At 61.3% G+C, this 19,488-nt stretch carries 15 protein-coding genes and 1 tRNA gene; 5 read left to right on the forward strand and 11 right to left on the reverse strand.

All coding sequences use genetic code 11. The annotated features are described in order from the left end of the window. Positions 1–10: 10 nt before the first annotated feature. The 7 genes from DD235_RS09215 to hutI all read right to left on the reverse strand — a co-directional run bounded on the left by DD235_RS09215 (position 11) and on the right by hutI (position 10,815). Positions 11–2,689 carry a DNA internalization-related competence protein ComEC/Rec2 gene (locus DD235_RS09215; RefSeq protein ID WP_109061773.1) on the reverse strand — a complete coding sequence of 893 codons (2,679 nt, stop codon included), beginning with the start codon at positions 2,687–2,689 and terminating at the stop codon, positions 11–13. A 103-nt stretch (positions 2,690–2,792) separates the two neighbouring features. Next, positions 2,793–3,530 carry a histidine utilization repressor gene (gene hutC / locus DD235_RS09220; RefSeq protein WP_109061774.1) on the reverse strand — a complete coding sequence of 246 codons (738 nt, stop codon included), beginning with the start codon at positions 3,528–3,530 and terminating at the stop codon, positions 2,793–2,795. A gap of 138 nt (positions 3,531–3,668) precedes the next feature. Next, positions 3,669–5,183, reverse strand: coding sequence for an HAL/PAL/TAL family ammonia-lyase (locus tag DD235_RS09225; RefSeq protein ID WP_109061775.1), 1,515 nt, complete (start codon positions 5,181–5,183; stop codon positions 3,669–3,671). Next, positions 5,183–6,754 carry a BCCT family transporter gene (locus DD235_RS09230; RefSeq protein WP_204524222.1) on the reverse strand — a complete coding sequence of 524 codons (1,572 nt, stop codon included), beginning with the start codon at positions 6,752–6,754 and terminating at the stop codon, positions 5,183–5,185. Before DD235_RS09230 ends, DD235_RS09225 begins: the two co-directional genes overlap by 1 nt. Positions 6,755–6,858: 104 nt before the next feature. Next, positions 6,859–8,523, reverse strand: a complete 1,665-nt coding sequence (hutU, locus tag DD235_RS09235; protein ID WP_109061777.1) for a urocanate hydratase — start codon at positions 8,521–8,523, stop codon at positions 6,859–6,861. Between the two features lie 140 nt (positions 8,524–8,663). Then, a complete protein-coding gene (hutG, locus tag DD235_RS09240) occupies positions 8,664–9,587 on the reverse strand; it encodes a formimidoylglutamase (protein WP_239990098.1) in 924 nt (307 codons plus the stop codon). Between the two features lie 10 nt (positions 9,588–9,597). Then, positions 9,598–10,815, reverse strand: a complete 1,218-nt coding sequence (hutI, locus tag DD235_RS09245) for an imidazolonepropionase (protein WP_109061779.1) — start codon at positions 10,813–10,815, stop codon at positions 9,598–9,600. A 166-nt stretch (positions 10,816–10,981) separates the two neighbouring features. On the opposite strand from hutI, the gene DD235_RS09250 reads away from it, so the two are divergent. Further along, positions 10,982–11,566 (forward strand): HutD/Ves family protein, encoded by a 585-nt coding sequence (locus DD235_RS09250; RefSeq protein WP_109061780.1) that lies wholly within the window; start codon positions 10,982–10,984, stop codon positions 11,564–11,566. A 31-nt stretch (positions 11,567–11,597) separates the two neighbouring features. Here DD235_RS09250 and DD235_RS09255 read toward each other — a convergent pair whose 3' ends face one another. The 3 genes from DD235_RS09255 to DD235_RS09265 all read right to left on the reverse strand — a co-directional run bounded on the left by DD235_RS09255 (position 11,598) and on the right by DD235_RS09265 (position 14,503). Then, the gene (locus tag DD235_RS09255) at positions 11,598–12,425 is read right to left on the reverse strand and encodes a TatD family hydrolase (RefSeq protein WP_109061781.1); all 828 of its coding nucleotides are present in this window, start codon (positions 12,423–12,425) and stop codon (positions 11,598–11,600) included. Positions 12,426–12,495: 70 nt separating this feature from the next. Continuing rightward, positions 12,496–13,230, reverse strand: a complete 735-nt coding sequence (locus tag DD235_RS09260) for an ABC transporter ATP-binding protein (protein WP_109061782.1) — start codon at positions 13,228–13,230, stop codon at positions 12,496–12,498. Further along, positions 13,223–14,503 carry a lipoprotein-releasing ABC transporter permease subunit gene (locus DD235_RS09265; protein ID WP_420810456.1) on the reverse strand — a complete coding sequence of 427 codons (1,281 nt, stop codon included), beginning with the start codon at positions 14,501–14,503 and terminating at the stop codon, positions 13,223–13,225. The genes DD235_RS09260 and DD235_RS09265 overlap by 8 nt, the downstream gene beginning before the upstream one ends. Before the next feature lie 90 nt (positions 14,504–14,593). Here DD235_RS09265 and DD235_RS09270 point away from each other — a divergent pair, with 90 nt between their 5' ends. The 3 genes from DD235_RS09270 to DD235_RS09280 all read left to right on the forward strand — a co-directional run bounded on the left by DD235_RS09270 (position 14,594) and on the right by DD235_RS09280 (position 18,137). Beyond that, the gene (locus DD235_RS09270; protein ID WP_146193479.1) at positions 14,594–15,565 is read left to right on the forward strand and encodes a hypothetical protein; all 972 of its coding nucleotides are present in this window, start codon (positions 14,594–14,596) and stop codon (positions 15,563–15,565) included. Continuing rightward, positions 15,547–17,256, forward strand: coding sequence for a single-stranded-DNA-specific exonuclease RecJ (recJ, locus tag DD235_RS09275; RefSeq protein WP_109061784.1), 1,710 nt, complete (start codon positions 15,547–15,549; stop codon positions 17,254–17,256). Before DD235_RS09270 ends, recJ begins: the two co-directional genes overlap by 19 nt. A 125-nt stretch (positions 17,257–17,381) precedes the next feature. Then, on the forward strand, positions 17,382–18,137 hold the full coding sequence (locus DD235_RS09280; RefSeq protein ID WP_109061785.1) for a M48 family metallopeptidase: 756 nt from the start codon (positions 17,382–17,384) through the stop codon (positions 18,135–18,137). A 24-nt stretch (positions 18,138–18,161) separates the two neighbouring features. On the opposite strand, the gene DD235_RS09285 is transcribed toward DD235_RS09280, so the two are convergent. Then, positions 18,162–19,130 carry an NAD(P)H-dependent flavin oxidoreductase gene (locus tag DD235_RS09285; RefSeq protein ID WP_109061786.1) on the reverse strand — a complete coding sequence of 323 codons (969 nt, stop codon included), beginning with the start codon at positions 19,128–19,130 and terminating at the stop codon, positions 18,162–18,164. Between the two features lie 193 nt (positions 19,131–19,323). Between DD235_RS09285 and DD235_RS09290 the strand changes: the two genes are divergently transcribed. After that, a tRNA-Arg gene (locus tag DD235_RS09290) sits at positions 19,324–19,398 on the forward strand. Positions 19,399–19,488 lie beyond the last annotated feature (90 nt).

A 19,488-nucleotide genomic window follows, 5' to 3' on the forward strand; every position in this document is an offset into this window, starting at 1 on the left:
TCGGCAGCAGTCAAGGCATGTTCCCCTGCCAGTAGCGACGCCGCCGTTGCCGCTCGGCCTGCACCGCCAGGCCGGTCGCATCGGAGCGTACCATCACGGCCCCTTCCAGATCCGTACGCCAGAATCTCGCGCCAGCCTGCTGCCAGCGCTGCTCGACATCGGGATGCGGATGCCCAAACCGGTTGAAGCGTCCGCTTTGAGCGATGACGTGACGTGCGGCCGTCGCACGGACGAACCGATTGCCGGACGATGTCCGCGCCCCATGATGGCCGGCCAGCACCACCTCGCTGCGCAGTTGCTGCCCCTCGTTTTCCACCAGCAGACGTTCTTCCTGCACACCGATATCGCCCGTCAGCAATGCACGGTGATACTGCCCCTCGACCTGCAGCACGCAGCTCTGGGCATTGCCTGAACGAATGGGCAACGCGTCCGTGCCCTGCGGATTCAGAAAGCGGAATCGGACACCATCCAGCTCCCAGTGCATCCCTGCCCGACAAGGCAATCTGTGCGCTGGCAACCCGGCATCCGCTGGCAAGCGCTGCGCGGCCAGATCAAACGAGGCAAAACCGTAGCGCACAGGGACATGTCGCAGCAGCCCCGGCAAACCGCCCGCATGATCGCTGTCGGCATGGGAAACCACCAGCACATCCAGACCCTTGATACCACTTGCCCGCAAATAGGGATACACCACCCGCTCGCCTGCATCATTCCCTGGGCCATAGGGCAGCCCCGTATCGAACAGCAGCGCATGCCGCGCTGTTGCCACGACAATGGCCGATCCCTGCCCCACGTCCAGCGCCGTCAGACTCCAGCTCCCAGGGGTCATCGCTTCCGGCCGCCAGAACAGGGCCGGCATCAGCAGGGTCACTCCGCACAGTTTTCCGAACACCCCCGCAGGCAGCAACAGGATGATGGCTCCCATCACGCCCAGCAAAGTCAGCCACCACGGGGCTGCAGCCGTATCCAGCAGCCCCGCCTCGAAGCTCGACAACCAGTCTATCCACAACATCAACACAGCGAAGATAGCCTGCCCCATATCCAGCACATGTGCCGCCATACCCTGTCCCCACGCGGGCAACATGCCCAAGGCCGCCCCGATCAATGCCAGCGGTGTCACGAGGAAACTGACCAGCGGAATCGCCAACGCATTGGCCAGAGGCGACAGCAGAGGCACCTGCTGGAACATGGCAGCCAGCACCGGCACCAGCGCCATGCTGATGGCCAGTTGCAGCCGGGTACCCTGCCACAGACTGCTGACCTGCTGCCGGGCGACATGGCAGCATGCCGTGTTCCAACGCTCGGCACGAGATACGGCAATCGCTGGCGGGCTGAACAACTCAACGTATTCCTGCCAGGCCCGGTCCGCTTCCGTACCGGGTACCTCGCCTGAAGCATCTCGTCCGAAGTGTAACGTTCGTTGGCTGACCTGCGCGGCATCACGAGACAGCCAGCGCCCCTGGGACGCCAGCATCAGCACGCCCACGGCTCCGAAAGACAGCCAGAACCCTTGCGCCAGCACCGCCCACGGATCAAACAACAGCACGATGACGGCAGCCAGGGCCAATACCCGCGACAGGCTGAGTGGCAGTTGCAGCAAGGCGCACACAGCCACCACCGCCAGCATGAAAAAAGTCCGCTGGGCCGGCACGCCCCAGCCTGCCAACAGACAATACAGCCAGGCCACCCACAAGGCGCAGCAGGCTGCCGGTATCTGCGCAGGGCAGCGTGCAGCCAGCGGCACCCCACGCCAGGACAGCCTTTTCCAGAGATAAAGCGCCAGCCCACCGCCCAGCGCGGCCACCATGGTGACATGCAGCCCACTGATGGAAACCAGATGGGTAATGCCGCTGCGATTGAAGGTCGCCCAGTCTTGTGCCGGCACGCCGGCCTGATCCCCCAGGGCCAGGGCAACCAGCACTGCGCCGTAGCGCGATCCGGCCAGATGATGCTGCATGCCCGCACGCACCGCATGCCGAACCTGCTGCACCCGAATCGACCACGAAGGCACCACATGACGATCCTGCATAACCGGGGTGCCACGCACCGTACCCACAGCACGGATCGCCTTCTGAAATATCCAGCCTTCGTAATCAAACCCATGTGGATTGCGGCTGCCATGCGGGCTGCGCATATTCAGCGCCATGCGCCAGACCTGCCCAGGCACCACCTCTGGCAACGACGACTCGGCCCCAGCCTGCCCATCCCTGCCGGTTGCCCTCTCGCCCTCAGGAGCGCCTCGTTCGACCGACCGGTATCCAGGTGCATACCAGGCAACCTGGATGCGTCCAGGCAAGCCCGCAGGCCGGCTGTCCAGCACCTCGGCCTCGAACCGGACCTGCCCTGCATCGGCATCGGGCAGGCTGACCACGCGCAGTGTCACCCGAAAGACCTGATCCTGTTCACTGGCAGGCAGGGACTGCGCCATGCGATCAAGTGCCTGCAGATGCGCCAGCCCGATTGCCAGCCCCCATGCTGCGCCCCACAGTCCGGCAACTTGCCAGAGTCGCCGCCGGTGGCAGCCAGCGCGGTCGCGACGCTGGAGACAGGCAGCCCGGCACCAGCAACCCAGGCTCCAGAGCCCAGCCAGCAACAGGCATCCCCAGGCCAGCAGTCGAGGCGGCAAGGCCGACCAATGCTGTACCCAGGCCGTGCCCAGCACGAACACGACTGCCGCTCCTCGACCTGTCATTGAGATCTCCCACCGTCTGCCGGCATGCTAGCCGGGGAAATGGGAGATGGCGCGTTCAGTGCGTCATTTTGGCGCGGCTGTTCTTGCAGTCACACGCACGGCATTATTTGCCATGCACACGCATCTGCGCAGCATGCTGTGTACCGGAGCGCAATTTATAGCGTGTACCTGGATGAATCAGCTTGGCATAACTGACCAGGTGCTCTCCCGACCAGGTCCGCCGGATCATGGAAAGACATGCGGCCCCAGGGGCGATATCCAGCCACGTGGCGGTCTGGATATCGGCATGAATAGCCTCCACCACATGCTCGACATCGCTGATTGGACAGCTTTTCACCAGCACTTCATTAGGCGTCTGTCGTGAAAAATCGCTTTCCAGGTAATGCGGCACCCAACGCGGATTCACGAAGCGGTCTTCCAGCTGTATGGGTACCCCCTCTTCGCGATGTACCAGTATGCTGTGAAAAACCTTGGCCCCCAGCCGCAGACCAAGCCGCAGTGCCACCTCGTCATCGGCCTCAATGGCCTCGCAACGAAGCACGTCGTTGCTATAGTCATGGCAACGGCCCCGGACCTCCGTCGCAATATTCAACACTTCATGCAGTGAAGACTCCGACTTGCGATCCGTGACAAACGTCCCCAGGCCGGCCTGGCGTACCAGATAACCTTGCTGAACCAGATTATTGATCGCCTTGTTCGCCGTCATGCGGCTGACTTCAAAATCGCGGGCCAGTTGTTCCTCTGGCGGAATCTGGTGATGGACGGGGTACTCCCCCCTCTTGATATGCTCAAGCAAGAAATCCTCGATCGCTTTATAGCGAGGCAGGGCGGAACGGCTCACGAAGTCTCCTGGTACGGCATCCGATGGCGAATGATAGCGCGTCCGTCATCCATCCCCAGCCCACGACCGGAAACGGTGCTCGTTATATCAGCCTGGCGCTGCGGCGACCCGCCGCGCCAGGCTGCCTGAAAACGCTATCTATACCAGCCATGAACCCAGCGCCTCCCTGCCGTCCTGATGACGCATCAACAGGCACGCGCCAGCAATATCTTCCGACAGGGGATGGTCCTCTTCATAAAACGCGATACGCTCACGCAGCCATCGCCAGGCATGCGCCGTTCCCTGCCCGAAGGGTCGCTCCTCGATCAGGTCAAATGCCTGTGCCGCCAACAGATACTCAATCGCCAGTACATGGAAGGCATTGTCGACAGCCTTGCCCAACTTGAGCACCGCACACTCCCCCAGTGACAGATGATCCTCCTGCAAGCCTGAAGTCAGGAAATTATCCACCACGGCCGGCACGGCGAGACGCTTGTTATCCGCCACCAGCGATGCGGCACTGTACTGGGCAATCATCATGCCCGACTTGACCCCGCCATCCCTGGTCAGGAAAGGGGGCAACCGATTTGCCTGAGGCGTCACCAGCCGATAGCTGCGCCGTTCGGAAATACTGCTCCACTCGCACACCGCGATGGCCAGCAGATCGCACGCCATGGACACGGACTCCCCATGCGGGTTGGCCTGAGAAACAATTCTGAACATGCCATCCCGCTCGATCACCAGAGGATTGTCCGTTGCCGAAGCCAGTTCATCATTGACCTGCGCGGCAGCATGTTGCCATTGGTCCCGACAGGCACCGTGGACCTGCGGAATGGCACGGACACTCAACGCATCCTGCAAATGCCAGCCCTGGCACGCATCCAGCCGGGCGCTGCCCGCCAGCATGTGACGCACCTGGCGAGCACTGACACGCACGCCAGGCTGCCGTTTGCGAATGGCCACTTCGTCATCCAGGGCATCAACCTGCCCACCCAACGCCTCGAAACTCATGGCCGCCACGACATCCGCCCAATCTGCCAGAGCCTGCGAATCATCTAGCGCCAGGCAGGCCAGGCCCGTCATTGCCGGTGTCCCGTTCACCAGACACAGCCCCTCTTTCGGCCCCAGTACGACCGGCATCAACCCGATGGCAGACAAGGCCTTGCCGGCAGGCATCAGTTCACCGCGATGACGTACCTGCCCCTCTCCGATCAGCGTCAGACCAATATGCGCCATATGCGTCAGATACCCCACCGAGCCCTCGGCGGGTACTTCGGGCAGCACGTCATGCTCCAGCAACTGCAACAGCGCATGTACCACGGTCTCGCTGACACCCGAGCAGCCGTGGCTGTAATTGATCACTGCCGCACAGATGATGGCACGTACCTGTTCGGCCGCCAGCGGCTGCCCGATTCCGCAGGCGTGGCTCATCAAGGTATGGCGCGACAGGCGCTGCAGTGCCCCGGCCTCCAGCACGACATCGCACAATGCCCCCAACCCTGTGTTGATACCGTAATAAGGCCGGCCGGAATTGGCCAGTTCCAGCACTGCGGCCCGTGCCCGTCGGATCCGCAACCACGCCGGCTCATCCAGTGACAGCATCCAGCCATCACGAGCCACATGCACCACGTCCATCCAGGATGGTTCCCGAGAACCGATAATGACCTGATTCATCACATTTTCTCCTTGCTGCCTGCAACGACCTCATCCTGGCCCGGCAACATGCCACGCCCCACAAACAGGCGTATCGCCGACACCACTATCAGAATGAACAGGAACAGCACGCAGAATCCCCCCGCCGCAGCCAGGAACTTGATCCCGTCCACACCCTGGGCACCCCCACCGAACGCCACCATGACATACGCAATCACACTGATCAGGATGCCCCAGAACACTTTCTGCACTTTAGGTGCTTCCTCTTCTGCTGTAATCCGCTTGACGCAGGTTGCCGCAATCGTGGAAGTCATCGCATCAGCAGCCGTGGCGAATGAAACCACCAGGGTCAGGATCGCCAGGGGTACCAGGATCCAGGCGAATGGCAAATGCTGCAGGAAACTCCAGAGCCCCGCTACCGCACCGCCCTCTGTCACGATTTTCACCAGATCGAGCGTGCCATCCATCTGCCACTGAATGGCCGAGGCTCCCCATATCGAAAACCACACCATCCCGAAAATGGACGGTGCAATCCAGTTGATCAGCAAAAACTCACGCAATGTCCGGCCATAGCTGATCCGTGCCAGGAACAAACCCATGAGTGGCGCATAGGCAATCCAGATGGACCAGTCATACATCGTCCACCACGACACCAGGGCTTCGCCACCGTGGAAGCCGGTATCAAACGACCAGAGGAAAAAGTTGTCCAGCCAGTAACCCAGGGCAGTCGTGGAAAGACTGAAGATATAGCTGACCGGGCCCACCACCAGCAGGATCACCAGAAAGGCATAGAAGACAAATGCATTCACATGGGACATGAACTTCATGCCGCGCCGCAGCCCGAACAATGCCGAAACCAGGAATACACAAGCAGTCACCAGCGTCAGCACCAGCCAACTGGACGGAGTAGACACAATGCCGTACTGAGATTCGAGGCCGGAGCCGATCAGGGCCAGCCCGGCACCAAACGAAGACGCCAGCCCCAGGGCAATCGCCAGTACCGCCATGATGCTGATCCCCGAGCGCACCGCAGGCTTTTCCTGAATGCTTCCCAGCACTGGGGCCAGCGTTGCGGCAATCGAAAAATCACGCCGCGCATTGAAATGCGTGTAGGCAATCATCAACCCCACGACCGAGTAGATCGCGTAAGGAATGAAACTCCAGTTGTGAAAACTGCGTGCAATCGCAAAAATCGCTGCCTCATTGCTGACGGGTGAAAAATCCTGGTTTGCAATCTCTCCATAGACATTGCCAAGGTAGATGATCGGCTCATTCACCGAGTAGGTCACGACTCCCGTGGCAATGCCGCCACTCAAGGCCATGGCAAAAGTCGAGGCCAGCGAAAACACCGGCTTTGCATCAGGCCCACCCAGCCTGATATTGCCTGCCTTGGAAAAGAAAATATAGCCAGTCAGCACCAAGGCCGCAAAGGCCGCCAGTTGATATAACCAGGCAAAATCGGACAGTGCAAAATAAAAGATGCCCTTGGCAATGCGCACCAGCATCTCGTTATCCACCAGGCCCAACACGGCGGCAGACAAAATGATGAGAGAGGTAGGCAGAAATACAGCGATATCCAAGCGTTTGCGCAAACTTTGACTCATTTTTTGGCCTTGGTATAAGATTTTTCCCCAGGCAAGCGACGTCTGGCCAAAACGATTCCAGCCAGGCGTCCCTGCACACACTCAGATTGCCGTCATCGTCCCAGCATCGGCAAGTTCAGCCCCTGTTCCCGGGCGCAATCTATGGCTTCCTGATAACCTGCATCGGCATGCCGCATCACACCCGTGCCTGGATCATTGGTCAGGACACGGGCAATCCGTGCGGCAGCCGCATCGGTTCCATCGCAGACGATGACCATCCCCGAATGCTGTGAGAACCCCATGCCAACGCCACCACCATGATGCAGGGAAACCCAGGTCGCACCGCCCGCCGTGTTCAGCAGAGCATTGAGCAAGGGCCAGTCCGACACCGCATCCGAGCCATCCTGCATCGCTTCGGTTTCCCGGTTGGGACTGGACACGGAGCCTGAATCCAGATGATCACGGCCGATCACGATGGGTGCTGACAACTCCCCGGAACGCACCATCTCGTTGAATGCCAGACCCAATTTGGCGCGCAGGCCAAGTCCGACCCAGCAAATACGGGCAGGCAGCCCCTGGAAACTGATCCGCTCACGAGCCATGTCCAGCCAGCGGTGCAGGTGTGCATCATCGGGAATCAGTTCCTTGACCTTGGCATCCGTCCTGTAGATGTCCTGCGCATCGCCGGAAAGTGCGGCCCAGCGAAACGGACCGATACCCCGACAAAACAATGGGCGGATATAGGCCGGCACGAATCCCGGAAAGTCAAAGGCATTGGCAACGCCTTCCTCCTTGGCCATCTGCCGGATGTTATTGCCATAGTCGAACGTGGGAATGCCCTGCTTCTGAAAATCCAGCATGGCTTGCACGTGCACCGCCATCGACTGGCGGGCAGCCCTGGCGACTGCAGCAGGCTCGCTCACGGCGCGCTCGCGATATTGCGCCCAGGTCCAGCCAGCAGGCAGATAGCCGTTGAGCGGATCATGGGCACTGGTCTGGTCGGTCACCATATCCGGACGTACTCCCCGACGCACCAGTTCCGGCAGGATTTCGGCAGCATTGCCATGCAAGGCGATCGACACGGCCTTGCCTTCCTCCGTATAGCGCTTGATGCGTGCCAGGGCGTCATCGAGGTCACTGGCCTGCTCATCGACATAGCGTGTCTTGAGCCGGAAATCGATACGGCTCTGCTGGCACTCGATATTCAGAGAGCACGCCCCTGCCAGGGTTGCAGCCAGGGGTTGTGCGCCTCCCATCCCACCCAGCCCGGCAGTCAACACCCAGCGTCCAGTCAGATCGCCACCATAATGCTGGCGTCCTGCCTCGACAAATGTTTCGTAAGTGCCCTGCACAATCCCCTGACTGCCGATGTAAATCCAACTGCCTGCGGTCATTTGCCCATACATGGCCAGACCCTTGGCATCAAGCTCATTGAAATGCTCCCAGGTCGCCCAATGCGGCACCAGATTGGAGTTGGCAATCAGCACACGCGGCGCATCGGCATGCGTCTTGAACACGCCCACGGGCTTGCCGGACTGTACCAGCAGCGTTTCATCATCATTGAGTTCTTTCAGTGTCTCTACGATACGGTCGTAGCATTCCCAGTTTCTGGCCGCACGCCCGATACCACCATAGACCACCAGCTCCTTCGGGTTTTCGGCCACTTCCGGGTCCAGGTTGTTCATCAGCATGCGCAGCGGCGCTTCAGTCAGCCAGCTTTTCGCGTTGAGTTTGCTGCCTCGCGGCGCACGTATTTCAATGTCACGGAACTTGGTCATGACAGACTCCTTGATGGGTAAAAAGAAAAATCGGAAAAAAAACAGGCCACCGGGCTGGCTATGCTGTGCAGTCTTGGAAGACACAGAGCACCTGCCCGAGCAACAAGCGATCAGGCACCCGCACGATTTGATCGGGCATATCAGGACATCAGGGACAAGCGGTGAATCAGCCGTGCTGCCGTGCGGGCCGTTCTGCCATCAATGTCATGACTCGGATTCAGTTCGGCCAGATCAATCACCCGCAATTTGCCGCTCTTGCAGAGCCGGGCCAGCAGCGGTTCCAGCAAGGGCAGGCTGACGCCATGTGCAGCCGGCGCGCTGACACCAGGTGCCTCTGCGGCTGGCAACACATCAATATCCAGTGTCAGGTACAGCACATCGCATTCCGCCACAAAGGCATCCAGCTCCGTTGCAATCTGCGGGAGTGTCGACTCGCGGATTTCATGGTCTTCCCGTACCCAAACCCCCAGCGCTGCAGCCCGGGCAAAAAGCGCCTGGGTATTGCTGGCACGACTGATACCCAGGCAGGCATAGTGAAAAGGCCAGCCACGCATCGTGCACTGTGCTGCAATCTGGGCAAAGGGCGTTCCCGACGAAGGACCGTTCGCAGGATCCCGCAGATCGAAATGAGCATCAAAGTTCACAATGCCGATGCGTGGCACAACGCCGCCACTTCCCATATATGTCGCCAGGCCAGTCCAACTGCCATAGGCCACCTCATGGCCCCCGCCCAGCACAATCGGCTGATGCCCCTCGGCAAGCACCTCGCTGACTCGCACTGCCAGGCGTGCCTGGGCAGACTCCAGATCGCCATCCGGGCACGTGATGTCACCCGCATCGTAGACAGGCCGCTGCTGGTGCCAGGCGAGGCTGGCCAACGCCTTGCGGATGGCCAGCGGCCCGGCCGCAGCGCCAACGCGGCCCTTATTGCGCAGGACACCCTCATCGCAGGCGAATCCCACCAGCACCACGCCTGGCACACTGCCCGCACGCCAGGGCAGGATACGCTGGTGCCAACGCGCACTATCGGGCTCCGGGTCCACACGCCCCTGCCAGCTCGCCATTGAGATTTCCTTATCGGACATTCTGTACAACTCCCCCAAAGACACGCTGACGCAAACGCCCGGCCTGGATGGCATAAGCCAGCTCCGCAGGCTGATTGATATCCCATATGCACAGGTCGGCGGGTGCTCCCGGCACAATATGCCCCAGCTCAGGGTGGCCGATCGCCTGGGCGGCATGCCGCGTCATGCCAGCCAGCGCCTCACGCGGTGTCAAGCGGAACAGGGTGCAGGCCATATTGAGCATCAGAGTCGGCATGCAAATCGGCGATGTGCCCGGATTGGCATCTGTCGCCACAGCCATCGGCACACCATGCCGACGCAAGGCATCGATGGGCGGCAGCGTCGTTTCGCGCAACACATGGAAGGCACCCGGCAACAAAACGGCCACCGTGCCCGCCTCTGCCATGGCTTGGACACCCGCCTCATCGAGATACTCGACATGATCCGCCGACAGGGCACCATACCGGGCTGCCAATGCACTCCCGCCCAGGTTCGACAACTGCTCGGCATGTATCTTGATGGCCAGCCCTTCCTGAATAGCCGCCTGAAAAATGCGTTCGCACTGGGCAGGGGAAAATCCGATGCCTTCGCAAAACACATCGACAGCATCCGCCAATTGCTGCCGGGCAGCCAACGGAATCATTTCTCGGCACACCAGATCGACATAGCCATCACTGTCTTTGGCATATTCGGGCGGCAATGCATGTGCCCCAAGCAGGGTTGTCGTGATCCTGACCGGTCGCAACTGACCCAATCGACGCGCGACCCGCAGCATCTTCAACTCGTCAGCGACAGTCAAGCCGTAACCGGACTTGATTTCAACCGTCGTCACCCCATCCGCCAGCAGGGCATCCAGACGTGGCAGACTGCTCTTGATCAGATCTTCTTCACTGGCATTGCGAGTCGCCCGTACCGTGCTCAGGATGCCGCCACCTGCCCTGGCGATCTCTTCGTAGCTCACCCCTTCCAGGCGCTGTTCGAATTCGCCGGCTCGGTCGCCAGCGTAAATGAGGTGCGTATGACAATCGACGAGACCGGGTGTCATGACACCGCCGCGACCCGCCTCGTGGGCACCTTGCGCCATGGACGATACGAACTCGTGCTCGGGCCACAGCCCCGCCACGATTCCCTGTTCTGCCAATACCGCCATGGGCTCTGACCATTGCCGATATCCGTCAAAAAGAATGACATCGCGCCATAGCTGCCGCACTGCTGGAAGAGTTTGCATCACACCGTGTCCCATTCATATTGTATATACAATATAAAAGCCCAACGTTTTCCCAGTCAACACCAAACAAATCAGTACAAACCCTTATACGAAAACCATTTCAGGCAGGTTGGCGCAACCTTACAATCCAATTAATGTATATACATTAAGAGCACAGACCCACATCATGCATGCTGAACACCTTGACCTCGCCACACTCGCGACCCATCCATGGAAAAACGGTCTTGGCAGCACCCAGCAGTTGGCGATATACCCTTGCGATGCCAGCCTCGAAGATTTTGGCTGGCGTATCAGTTGCGCACAGGTCACGCATCCCGGGCCTTTTTCAGCCTTTCCTGGAGTCGACCGCAGTCTGGCGGTCCTGTCTGGAGATGGCATGGAGTTGTACGATGCCCAGAAAAAAATAACGCTGCGCCCCTGCTCTTCCCCCGCCTCCTTTCCAGGCGAAGTCCCCATACGGGCCAGCCTGGTGGGCAGCAAGATCACGGATTTCAATCTGATGACACGCCGAGGACTGTTCAGCCATACCCTGCAGCACAGACACCTGGCAGGACAGGAGCAGATCGCACCTCTGGCCGACAATCTGCTCATCTGGTGCAATACAGGTACGCTTGACTACAACACGATGGATGGCAGCCTGAGTGGCTCGCTGCGCACAGACCAGGGCCTGCTGGTCACAAACCTGGCGACTCCGCTCAAACTGCGCGCGACCCATGCATGCCTGTATATCGCGGAGATCCATGCATCTTGATGCAAGACGATCTCCACCGGGACCTGCCGCCTTATCGGCTGGCCAATCTCGGCAACACCCTGCAAGCCGCTGCAGTCGTCGCCCCCCGGATCGTCTCCACCGACACCTGCCGCAACACCGCCAGTGCCTGAGCAATGCCGGCCAGCTCGGCTGGCGCATTGCGCTGCAATCCAGCGGCCACAGCACCCGCCTGATCCCGTCCCAGCCAGGCTGGCGGAATATCCGGTGCATCGGTTTCCAGCACCAGGTGTGCCAGATCGATCTGGGCGGCATGACGGCGGATGCGCAGAGCCCGCTCAAAAGTCATCGCCCCGCCTATCCCCAGCGCGCAGCCCTGTTCGATAAAGGCACGGGCCTGCTGCTCGCTGCCGTTGAAGGCATGAGCAATGCCGCCACGCAGCCCCGTCGTCTGCCGCAGGTACTTGAGCACGCTGTCCTGGGACCGGCGTACATGCAGCAGGACCGGCAGACCAAACTCGGCGGCCATTTTCAACTGGGCTTTCAGGAAATGTTCCTGACGTGCACGGGCCGCACCGACCGCAATGTCCGCCACGAAAAAATCCAGCCCGATCTCGCCAATCGCCACGAAGCGGGGATCGTCCATGGACTGCATGATGGCCTGACGCAATACCATCAGGTCGGCATCTTCGCTGCGATGCACATATAGCGGGTGAATGCCCAGCGCATAGGCACCACCGGGCCACGCATGGGCCACATTGCGCACCGTCTCGAAATTGAACCTGGCCACGGCGGGAATCACGATGCGATCCACGCCCGCCTGCAGGCTCTGCTGGATCAGCACCGCACGGTCCGTATCGAACTCCGGCGCATCGAGGTGGCAGTGCGTATCTATCAGCATCCGTACAGTCCAGTCATGGCGCGGCAGAGCGCCTGTGCAAGCGAATCCACCTGTATGCCAGGCCTGTATTTCAGGCCTGCTCTGCCTCGAGACGTCCCTCGCTCATGACCAGGCGACGGTCGGCACGCGACGCCAGCTCCGGGTCGTGGGTCACGATGATGAACGCCGTGCCCGATTCCCGGTTGAGGCGTTCCAGCAGATCGAACATGGCATGGGCCGTATGACGGTCCAGATTGCCGGTCGGCTCGTCGGCCAGCACGCAGGCAGGTCGCGTCACCAGCGCCCGTGCCAGCGCCACACGCTGACGTTCACCCCCCGACAACTGGCCCGGATAGTGTTCGGCACGCGCTGCCAGCCCGACCTGCTCCAGCACCGCCAGCGCCTGTGCCCGCGCCTCATGGCGCGGCATGCGGCGCACGATCAGCGGCATGGCCACGTTCTCGACAGCGGAGAATTCGTTGAGCAGGTGATGGAACTGGTAGACAAAACCCAGGCTGCGGTTGCGCAAAGCGCTGCGCTGCGACTCGGACAGCCCCATGCCCGCCACTCCGGCAACTTCGACACGGCCGCTGTCGGCCGCGTCAAGCAACCCCAGGATATGCAGCAGTGTGCTCTTGCCAGACCCGGATGCTCCGATGATCGCAACCATCTCACCGGCCGCGACACTGAGATTGACGTGATCCAGCACCTGGATGCGGACCGGCCCCTCATCGTAGGCCTTGCAGACATCGACGGCACGCAGGGCCACGGGCAACTGTCCGCCTGCCTGGGTGGACGAGGCAATGGAAACGGAACGATCAGTCATGGCGCAGCACGCTCGCAGGTTGCAGGCGCGAGGCGCGCCAGCTCGGATACAGGGTTGCCACGAAAGACAGCAGCAGGGACACGCCACCGATCATCAGGATATCGGGCGCTCTCGGATCGGACGGCAATTGATTGATGAAATAGATCTGCTGCGGAATGAAATGCACGCCCAGCAGCCGCTCAATGGCAGGCACGATAACATCGACATTGAGGGCCACCAGCGTACCGCCGGCCACGCCCAGCACGGTACCGACAATGCCGATCAGCGCCCCCTGCACCAGGAAGATGCGCGCCACCGACGCCGGGCTGGCACCCAGGGTACGCAGAATGGCAATGTCCGAACGCTTGTCCTTGACCGTCATGACCAGAGAAGAAAGCAGATTGAAGGCAGCCACGGCCACAATCAGCGCCAGGATCAGGAACATCATGCGCTTTTCGGTCTGAACCGCTGCGAACCAGGCCCGGTTGTTCTGTGACCAGTCCAGCGCCAGGACGTCCGGCGGCAGGACGGCCGGCAACTGTGCTGCCACGCGTGGTGCCTGCTGCATGTCCGAGATGCGCAGTCGCGCCCCGGCCACCGCCCCCTGGCGAAATACCCGCGCCGCATCCTCGACCTGCACAAAGGCAAAGGTCGAGTCGTATTCATAATGTCCGCTGGCGAACAAGCCCACCACGGTGAATTGACGCATGCGCGGCGTCATGCCGGCCGGACTGATGCTGCCTTCCGGTGCCATCAGCAGCAGCGTATCACCCACGCCGACGCCGATGGAACCTGCCAGTTCCTGCCCCAGCACAATCCCGAAGCCACCCGGCTTGAGGTTGGACAACTGCCCCTGCACCATCTGAGCGGGCAGATCGGAAACCCCGCCTTCATACTCTGCATCCACGCCGCGCACCTGCACGCCGCGCAGCGCCTGGCCCCGGGCCAGCATGGCCTGCGCGGCCACGAAGGGAGCCCCTTCCAGCACGGCAGGGTTCCGTTCGGCATCAGTCACCAGCTCGCGCCAGCGTGGCAGCGTCACGGCAGGGCTGGCACCCGGCACGAACAGTTCGATATGGGGCAGCACCGACAGCATCCGGTCGCGCACTTCTTTCTGGAAGCCATTCATCACCGACAGCACCACGATCAATGCCGCCACGCCCAGGCCGATGCCCGCCATGGAACTGACCGCAATGAACGACACAAAACGGTCGCGGCCGGCAGCACCGCGCCGTTTGAAGCGGCGCAGCCAGGCCATGCCCGAGTAGCGCGCACCTATCCAGAATTCATACATCGTCGATTCCAACCGTGTCCATGAACGTGTTTGACAATTGGGAGCGGGTCCAGCCGCCTGATTGCCTGCATCATAATCTACAATCCCCCCATGCTGATCGTTCTGCCCGGCGCTTTGCCGTCCTCCCCTGTCTCCGCCTCCCTGGCTGCGCGACTGCCTTCCATCGCGCCCACGCTGGTTGCCTGGATGGCGCAATCGCGTCGCGAAATCCGGCCCTTCGATATCCGCCGCAATGGCTGCACGCCCTACGAGGGCTGGCTGCTCGAGCAGGCCGGCTATGCTGCGCAGCCAGGGCAGCCCCTGGGCGCAGCCCTCGGCCCCTGGCGTCTGTCGCAGGCGCTGTCGGCCCTGCCCGAGAACCCGCCCGCTGACCGTCCGGTCTGGCTGGTCGACCTGGTGCATCTGGCGCTGGGCAGCGAAGGGGCCACCCTGCTGCCGCCCTCTGCCCTAGATCCCGGCCGTGAAGAAAGCACCGCATTGTTCGATGCCATCCACCCTTTGCTGGAGGGCGACGGTATCGAAGCACACATGCTGACACCGCAAACATGGCAGATCCAGGTGCCCAAGGCCTGGAACTGTCAACACCTCGGCACGCCCGACATGCTGGCAGGTCAGCGCATGGACATTCTGTGTCCCCCACGCCAATTGCCCCAGCCCTGGCGACGCCTGCTCAATGAAATCCAGATGACCTGGCACGAGCATCCCGTCAACCTGGCACGCGCCGAGCGTGGCCAGACCGCACTCAACAGCCTGTGGCTGTATGGCGGTACCCGTTATCAGTCAGGTAATACGCCGCCCCAGGCCGCCACCCTGTTCGAGGATCTGCTGCCCGCCTATACCCAGGGCGACTGGAATACCTGGATCGGACAGCTGGAACAACTCGACCACCAACTGGCCCCCTTGAGTCAGGAACTGGATGCCGCATCCGGCCAGCCACTGACCCTGGTCCTGACAGGCAGTGACCGCATCGTCACCCTGAATCGCCCGGCCCGCCACGGCTGGCGCCGCTGGCTTCCCAAACCGAAACACGACTGGATTACCTGGTGGTCTCTCCCCGCTTGACGCTTCGCCCCGGCGATGACACAGCTTCCCGGCAACTCGAAGCCGAAGGCATTCACCCCCTGCTGGCCCGCCTGTGGGCCGCGCGCGGCATTACCCGTGCGGAACAGGCGCGACTCGGCTGGGACCGGCTGCACCCACCCGCCCAGTTGACCCACAATCAGCAGGCGGCCAGCCTGCTGGCCGACGCGCTGGCAGCCGGTCGACGCATCCTGATCGTCGCCGACTACGACTGCGACGGTGCCACGGCCTGCGCAGTTGCCCTGCGGGCACTGCGTGCCATGGGTGGGCAGGTCGATTTCCTGGTGCCGAACCGCTTCGAGACCGGCTATGGGCTATCTCCTGCGGTCGTCGAACTGGCCTGCCGGCACCATGCCGGCAAACCGGATCTGATCCTGACTGTGGACAACGGCATCGCCAGCATCGATGGCGTCGAGGCTGCGCGTGCGGCCGGCATCGAGGTCATCGTCAGCGACCACCACCTGCCTGGCGACACGCTGCCGGACGCATTGGCCATCGTCAATCCCAACCAACCGGGCTGCGGCTTTCCGTCCAAGAATCTGGCAGGCGTCGGCGTCGCGTTTTATCTGATGCTGGCGTTGCGTGCCGAATTGCGCCAGCGCGGTGTCTACCCAGCCAACGGCGGCCCACGACTCGACGAACTGGCCGACCTGGTCGCGCTCGGCACCGTGGCCGATGTCGTCCGCCTCGACGACAACAATCGTCTGCTCGTTTCCCAGGGACTGGCGCGTATCCGCAAGGGCCGCATGCAACCCGGCATACGGGCACTTTTTGCCGTGGCAGGACGCGATCCACGCAGCGCCAGCGCATTCGACATGGGCTTTGCCGTAGGCCCGCGCCTCAACGCCGCCGGTCGCCTGGCCGACATGAGTCTGGGCATCACCTGCCTGATCACCGACGATGACGCCCTGGCCGAAAAGATTGCCCATGAGCTCGATGCCATCAATCGCGAACGCCGCAGCATCGAAACCGTCATGCGCGACGAAGCCATGCAGGCCATGGAAAGCACCGAGGCCAGCCAGAGCGCCTGTGTCTGCGTTTTCAATCCCAACTGGCACCAGGGCGTAGTCGGGCTGGTCGCCGCACGCCTGAAAGAACGCTTCTGGAAGCCCACGCTGGCCTTCGCACCGGCCGACGACGACGAAATCAGAGGCTCGGGTCGTTCCATTCCCGATGTGCACCTGCGTGATGCACTGGATCTCGTCTCCAAACGTCATCCGCAACTGATCCGCAAGTTCGGCGGCCATGCCATGGCAGCCGGCCTGACACTGGGCCGCGATGACCTGCCTTTTTTCCGTGATGCATTCGACGAGGCCGTCCAGACCCTGACCGGCCGCAGCCAGTTCGATCCCCAGATCGAAACCGATGGCTCCCTCGAAAGTATCTTTGCCAACGCAGATGTGGCCTTGATGCTGCAGGCCCAGGTCTGGGGAGCGGGATTCCCGGCCCCCTCCTTCCTCGACCGCTTCGTGGTGCGCGACCAGCGCTTGCTCAAGGGCAAGCACCTCAAGCTGTCGCTGGAGCGTGACCACCAGCGTTTCGATGCCATCTGGTTCGGCCAGTCGGAGCTGTTGCCCGAATACATCGAGGCAGCCTACCGACTGGAACCCAATGCCTGGCGAGGTGTCGTTTCGGCACAGTTGATCATCGAGCACGCCCAGGCTGCGCACTGAGCTGCTTGCTGCATTTTTTCTCGTTTTGCATCAACGTATTGCAGCACGACTGCAGGCTCGCCTGCGCCCGTTACAATGCCGCCGGCCCTATATTCAAAAAAGTTGTCACACACAGGAGAAGAAGCATGAAGTTCAAATTGATTGCCAGCGCCGTACTGGTGGCAGGTCTGTCCGCAGGCTGCATGGAAACCGCCAACATGGGCGGCCTGATGGACTCCGGCAGCAAGCTGATGCAGGCCTACAACCTGAGCGACCAGGAAGTCATCGACCTGTCCAACCAGGCATGCGCCCAGATGGACCAGGAAAACCGCGTCGCCGGCAAGAACTCCAAGTACAACCAGCGCCTGCAGCGCATCGTGCGCCCGCTCGCCAAGGACCTCAACGGCCAGACGCCTGAGTTCAAGGTCTACCTGACCGACGACGTCAACGCCTGGGCCATGGCCAATGGCTGCATCCGCGTATACACCGGCCTGATGGACAAGATGAACGACGACGAACTGCGTGGCGTGATCGGCCACGAGATGGGTCACGTTGAACTGGGTCACAGCAAGCGTGCCATGCAGACGGCCTACACCCTGTCGGCTGCACGCGATGCAGTGGGCGCATCGGGCAATGCCGCCGCCGTGGCGCTGAGCAGCTCGCAACTGGGCGATCTGACCGAGGCCCTGCTCAATGCACAGTTCTCGCAATCGCAGGAAACCGCTGCCGACGATTACTCGTTCGAACTGCTGACCGAGCGCAAACTCAACACCCAGGGACTGGTCACGGCCTTCCAGAAGCTGGCTGAACTGGGTGGCGGCGAAAGCAGCATCATGAGTTCGCATCCCGGCTCCAACGAGCGTGCCGCCCGCATGCAGGCGAAGATCGACGCCGCCAAGTAAGCATCACCCGGAGGCAGTCGGCACTCAGTTGCCGATGCCTCCCAGCAGGCGTCCACGCGCCTGCGCATATTCTGCAGCCAGGCGTTCGACCAGGCTGGCAGCCGACACCACACCGTGTATCGCTGCAATCCCCTGACCACTCCCCCAGATATCTCGCCATGCCTTGGCAGCATGATCGCCGCCAAAGTCCATGCTGGCAAGGTCGCCTGCCGGCAGGTTGGCCGGATCCAGTCCGGCCGCCACGACACTGGCCTTCAGGTAGTTGCCCGCCACGCCCGTGAAAAAACTGCTGTAGACGATATCGTCCGACGATCCATCCACCACGGCCTGCTTGTAGGCTTGGCTGGCGCGCGCCTCTTCGGTCGCGATGAAAGCCGAACCGATATAGGCAAAATCCGCCCCCATGGCCTGCGCAGCCAGTATGGCCCCGCCATTGGCTATCGCCCCCGACAGGGCCAGCGGCCCATCGAACCACTGCCGGATCTCCTGGACCAGCGCGAAAGGACTCTTCACCCCGGCATGGCCGCCCGCCCCTGCCGCCACCGCAATCAGCCCATCGGCTCCTTTTTCGATAGCCTTGCGGGCATGGGTATTGTTGATCACATCATGCAGCACGTGCCCCCCGTAGGCATGCACGGCCTGATTGACCTCAGGCCTCGCGCCCAGAGAAGTGATCACCAGCGGCACACGATATTTTTCAAGCAACGCCATGTCCTGTTCCAAGCGGGCATTGCTTGGATGCACGATCTGGTTGATGGCGAATGCAGCTGCCGGACGCTCGGGATGCCGTGCATCATGCGCGGCCAGGCCTTCGCAGATTTCGGCCAGCCATTCGTCGAGTTGCGAAGCAGGACGGGCATTGAGTGCCGGCATGCTGCCGACGATGCCGGCCTTGCACTGCGCCAGCACCAGTTGCGGCGTACTGACGATGAACATGGGGGCAGCAATGACAGGGATACGCAACGCAGACAACGTACTCGGCAGCCTGGACATGACATGTCTCCTCATCGGTTTGTTGTCTGCCTACTATAACCGTGTCTCGTCATGCGCAAAACATGCTAAGATGAAAAGCTATTTGATTTTCAAATCAAGCAGCTAAAAACAAAAAGCAAATCAAAAAAGCCGGTCGCCCTTTTAGGGTCGATACTGCCTTTTCACAGCGCAGCACATCATCCGGCAGGCCTTTCTCGCCGTAGTTAAATGGATATAACTTCCCCCTCCTAAGGGGAGATTACAGGTTCGATTCCTGTCGGCGAGGCCACGTGCATTGCACTCCCTGCATCGCTTTTTTGTTAAATTTAAAGTTACAATTAAAACGTTTTGTTTAACAAAACAGGCGGGATACGATACC

It is taken from the genome of Corticimicrobacter populi, assembly GCF_003123725.1.
GTDB classification, from domain to species: domain Bacteria; phylum Pseudomonadota; class Gammaproteobacteria; order Burkholderiales; family Burkholderiaceae_B; genus Corticimicrobacter; species Corticimicrobacter populi.

Bases quoted from the DNA above. Each gene is read 5' to 3' on its own strand.
- hutI (WP_109061779.1), bottom strand. From the start codon at position 10,815: ATGCAAACTCTTCCAGCAGTGCGGCAGCTATGGCGCGATGTCATTCTT.
- DD235_RS09265 (WP_420810456.1), bottom strand. From the start codon at position 14,503: ATGTATGAATTCTGGATAGGTGCGCGCTACTCGGGCATGGCCTGGCTG.
- hutG (WP_239990098.1), bottom strand. From the start codon at position 9,587: ATGGCGAGCTGGCAGGGGCGTGTGGACCCGGAGCCCGATAGTGCGCGT.
- DD235_RS09215 (WP_109061773.1), bottom strand. From the start codon at position 2,689: ATGACAGGTCGAGGAGCGGCAGTCGTGTTCGTGCTGGGCACGGCCTGG.
- DD235_RS09250 (WP_109061780.1), top strand. From the start codon at position 10,982: ATGCATGCTGAACACCTTGACCTCGCCACACTCGCGACCCATCCATGG.
- DD235_RS09260 (WP_109061782.1), bottom strand. From the start codon at position 13,230: ATGACTGATCGTTCCGTTTCCATTGCCTCGTCCACCCAGGCAGGCGGA.
- DD235_RS09255 (WP_109061781.1), bottom strand. From the start codon at position 12,425: ATGCTGATAGATACGCACTGCCACCTCGATGCGCCGGAGTTCGATACG.
- DD235_RS09280 (WP_109061785.1), top strand. From the start codon at position 17,382: ATGAAGTTCAAATTGATTGCCAGCGCCGTACTGGTGGCAGGTCTGTCC.
- DD235_RS09225 (WP_109061775.1), bottom strand. From the start codon at position 5,183: ATGAATCAGGTCATTATCGGTTCTCGGGAACCATCCTGGATGGACGTG.
- DD235_RS09270 (WP_146193479.1), top strand. From the start codon at position 14,594: ATGCTGATCGTTCTGCCCGGCGCTTTGCCGTCCTCCCCTGTCTCCGCC.
- hutU (WP_109061777.1), bottom strand. From the start codon at position 8,523: ATGACCAAGTTCCGTGACATTGAAATACGTGCGCCGCGAGGCAGCAAA.
- DD235_RS09285 (WP_109061786.1), bottom strand. From the start codon at position 19,130: ATGTCCAGGCTGCCGAGTACGTTGTCTGCGTTGCGTATCCCTGTCATT.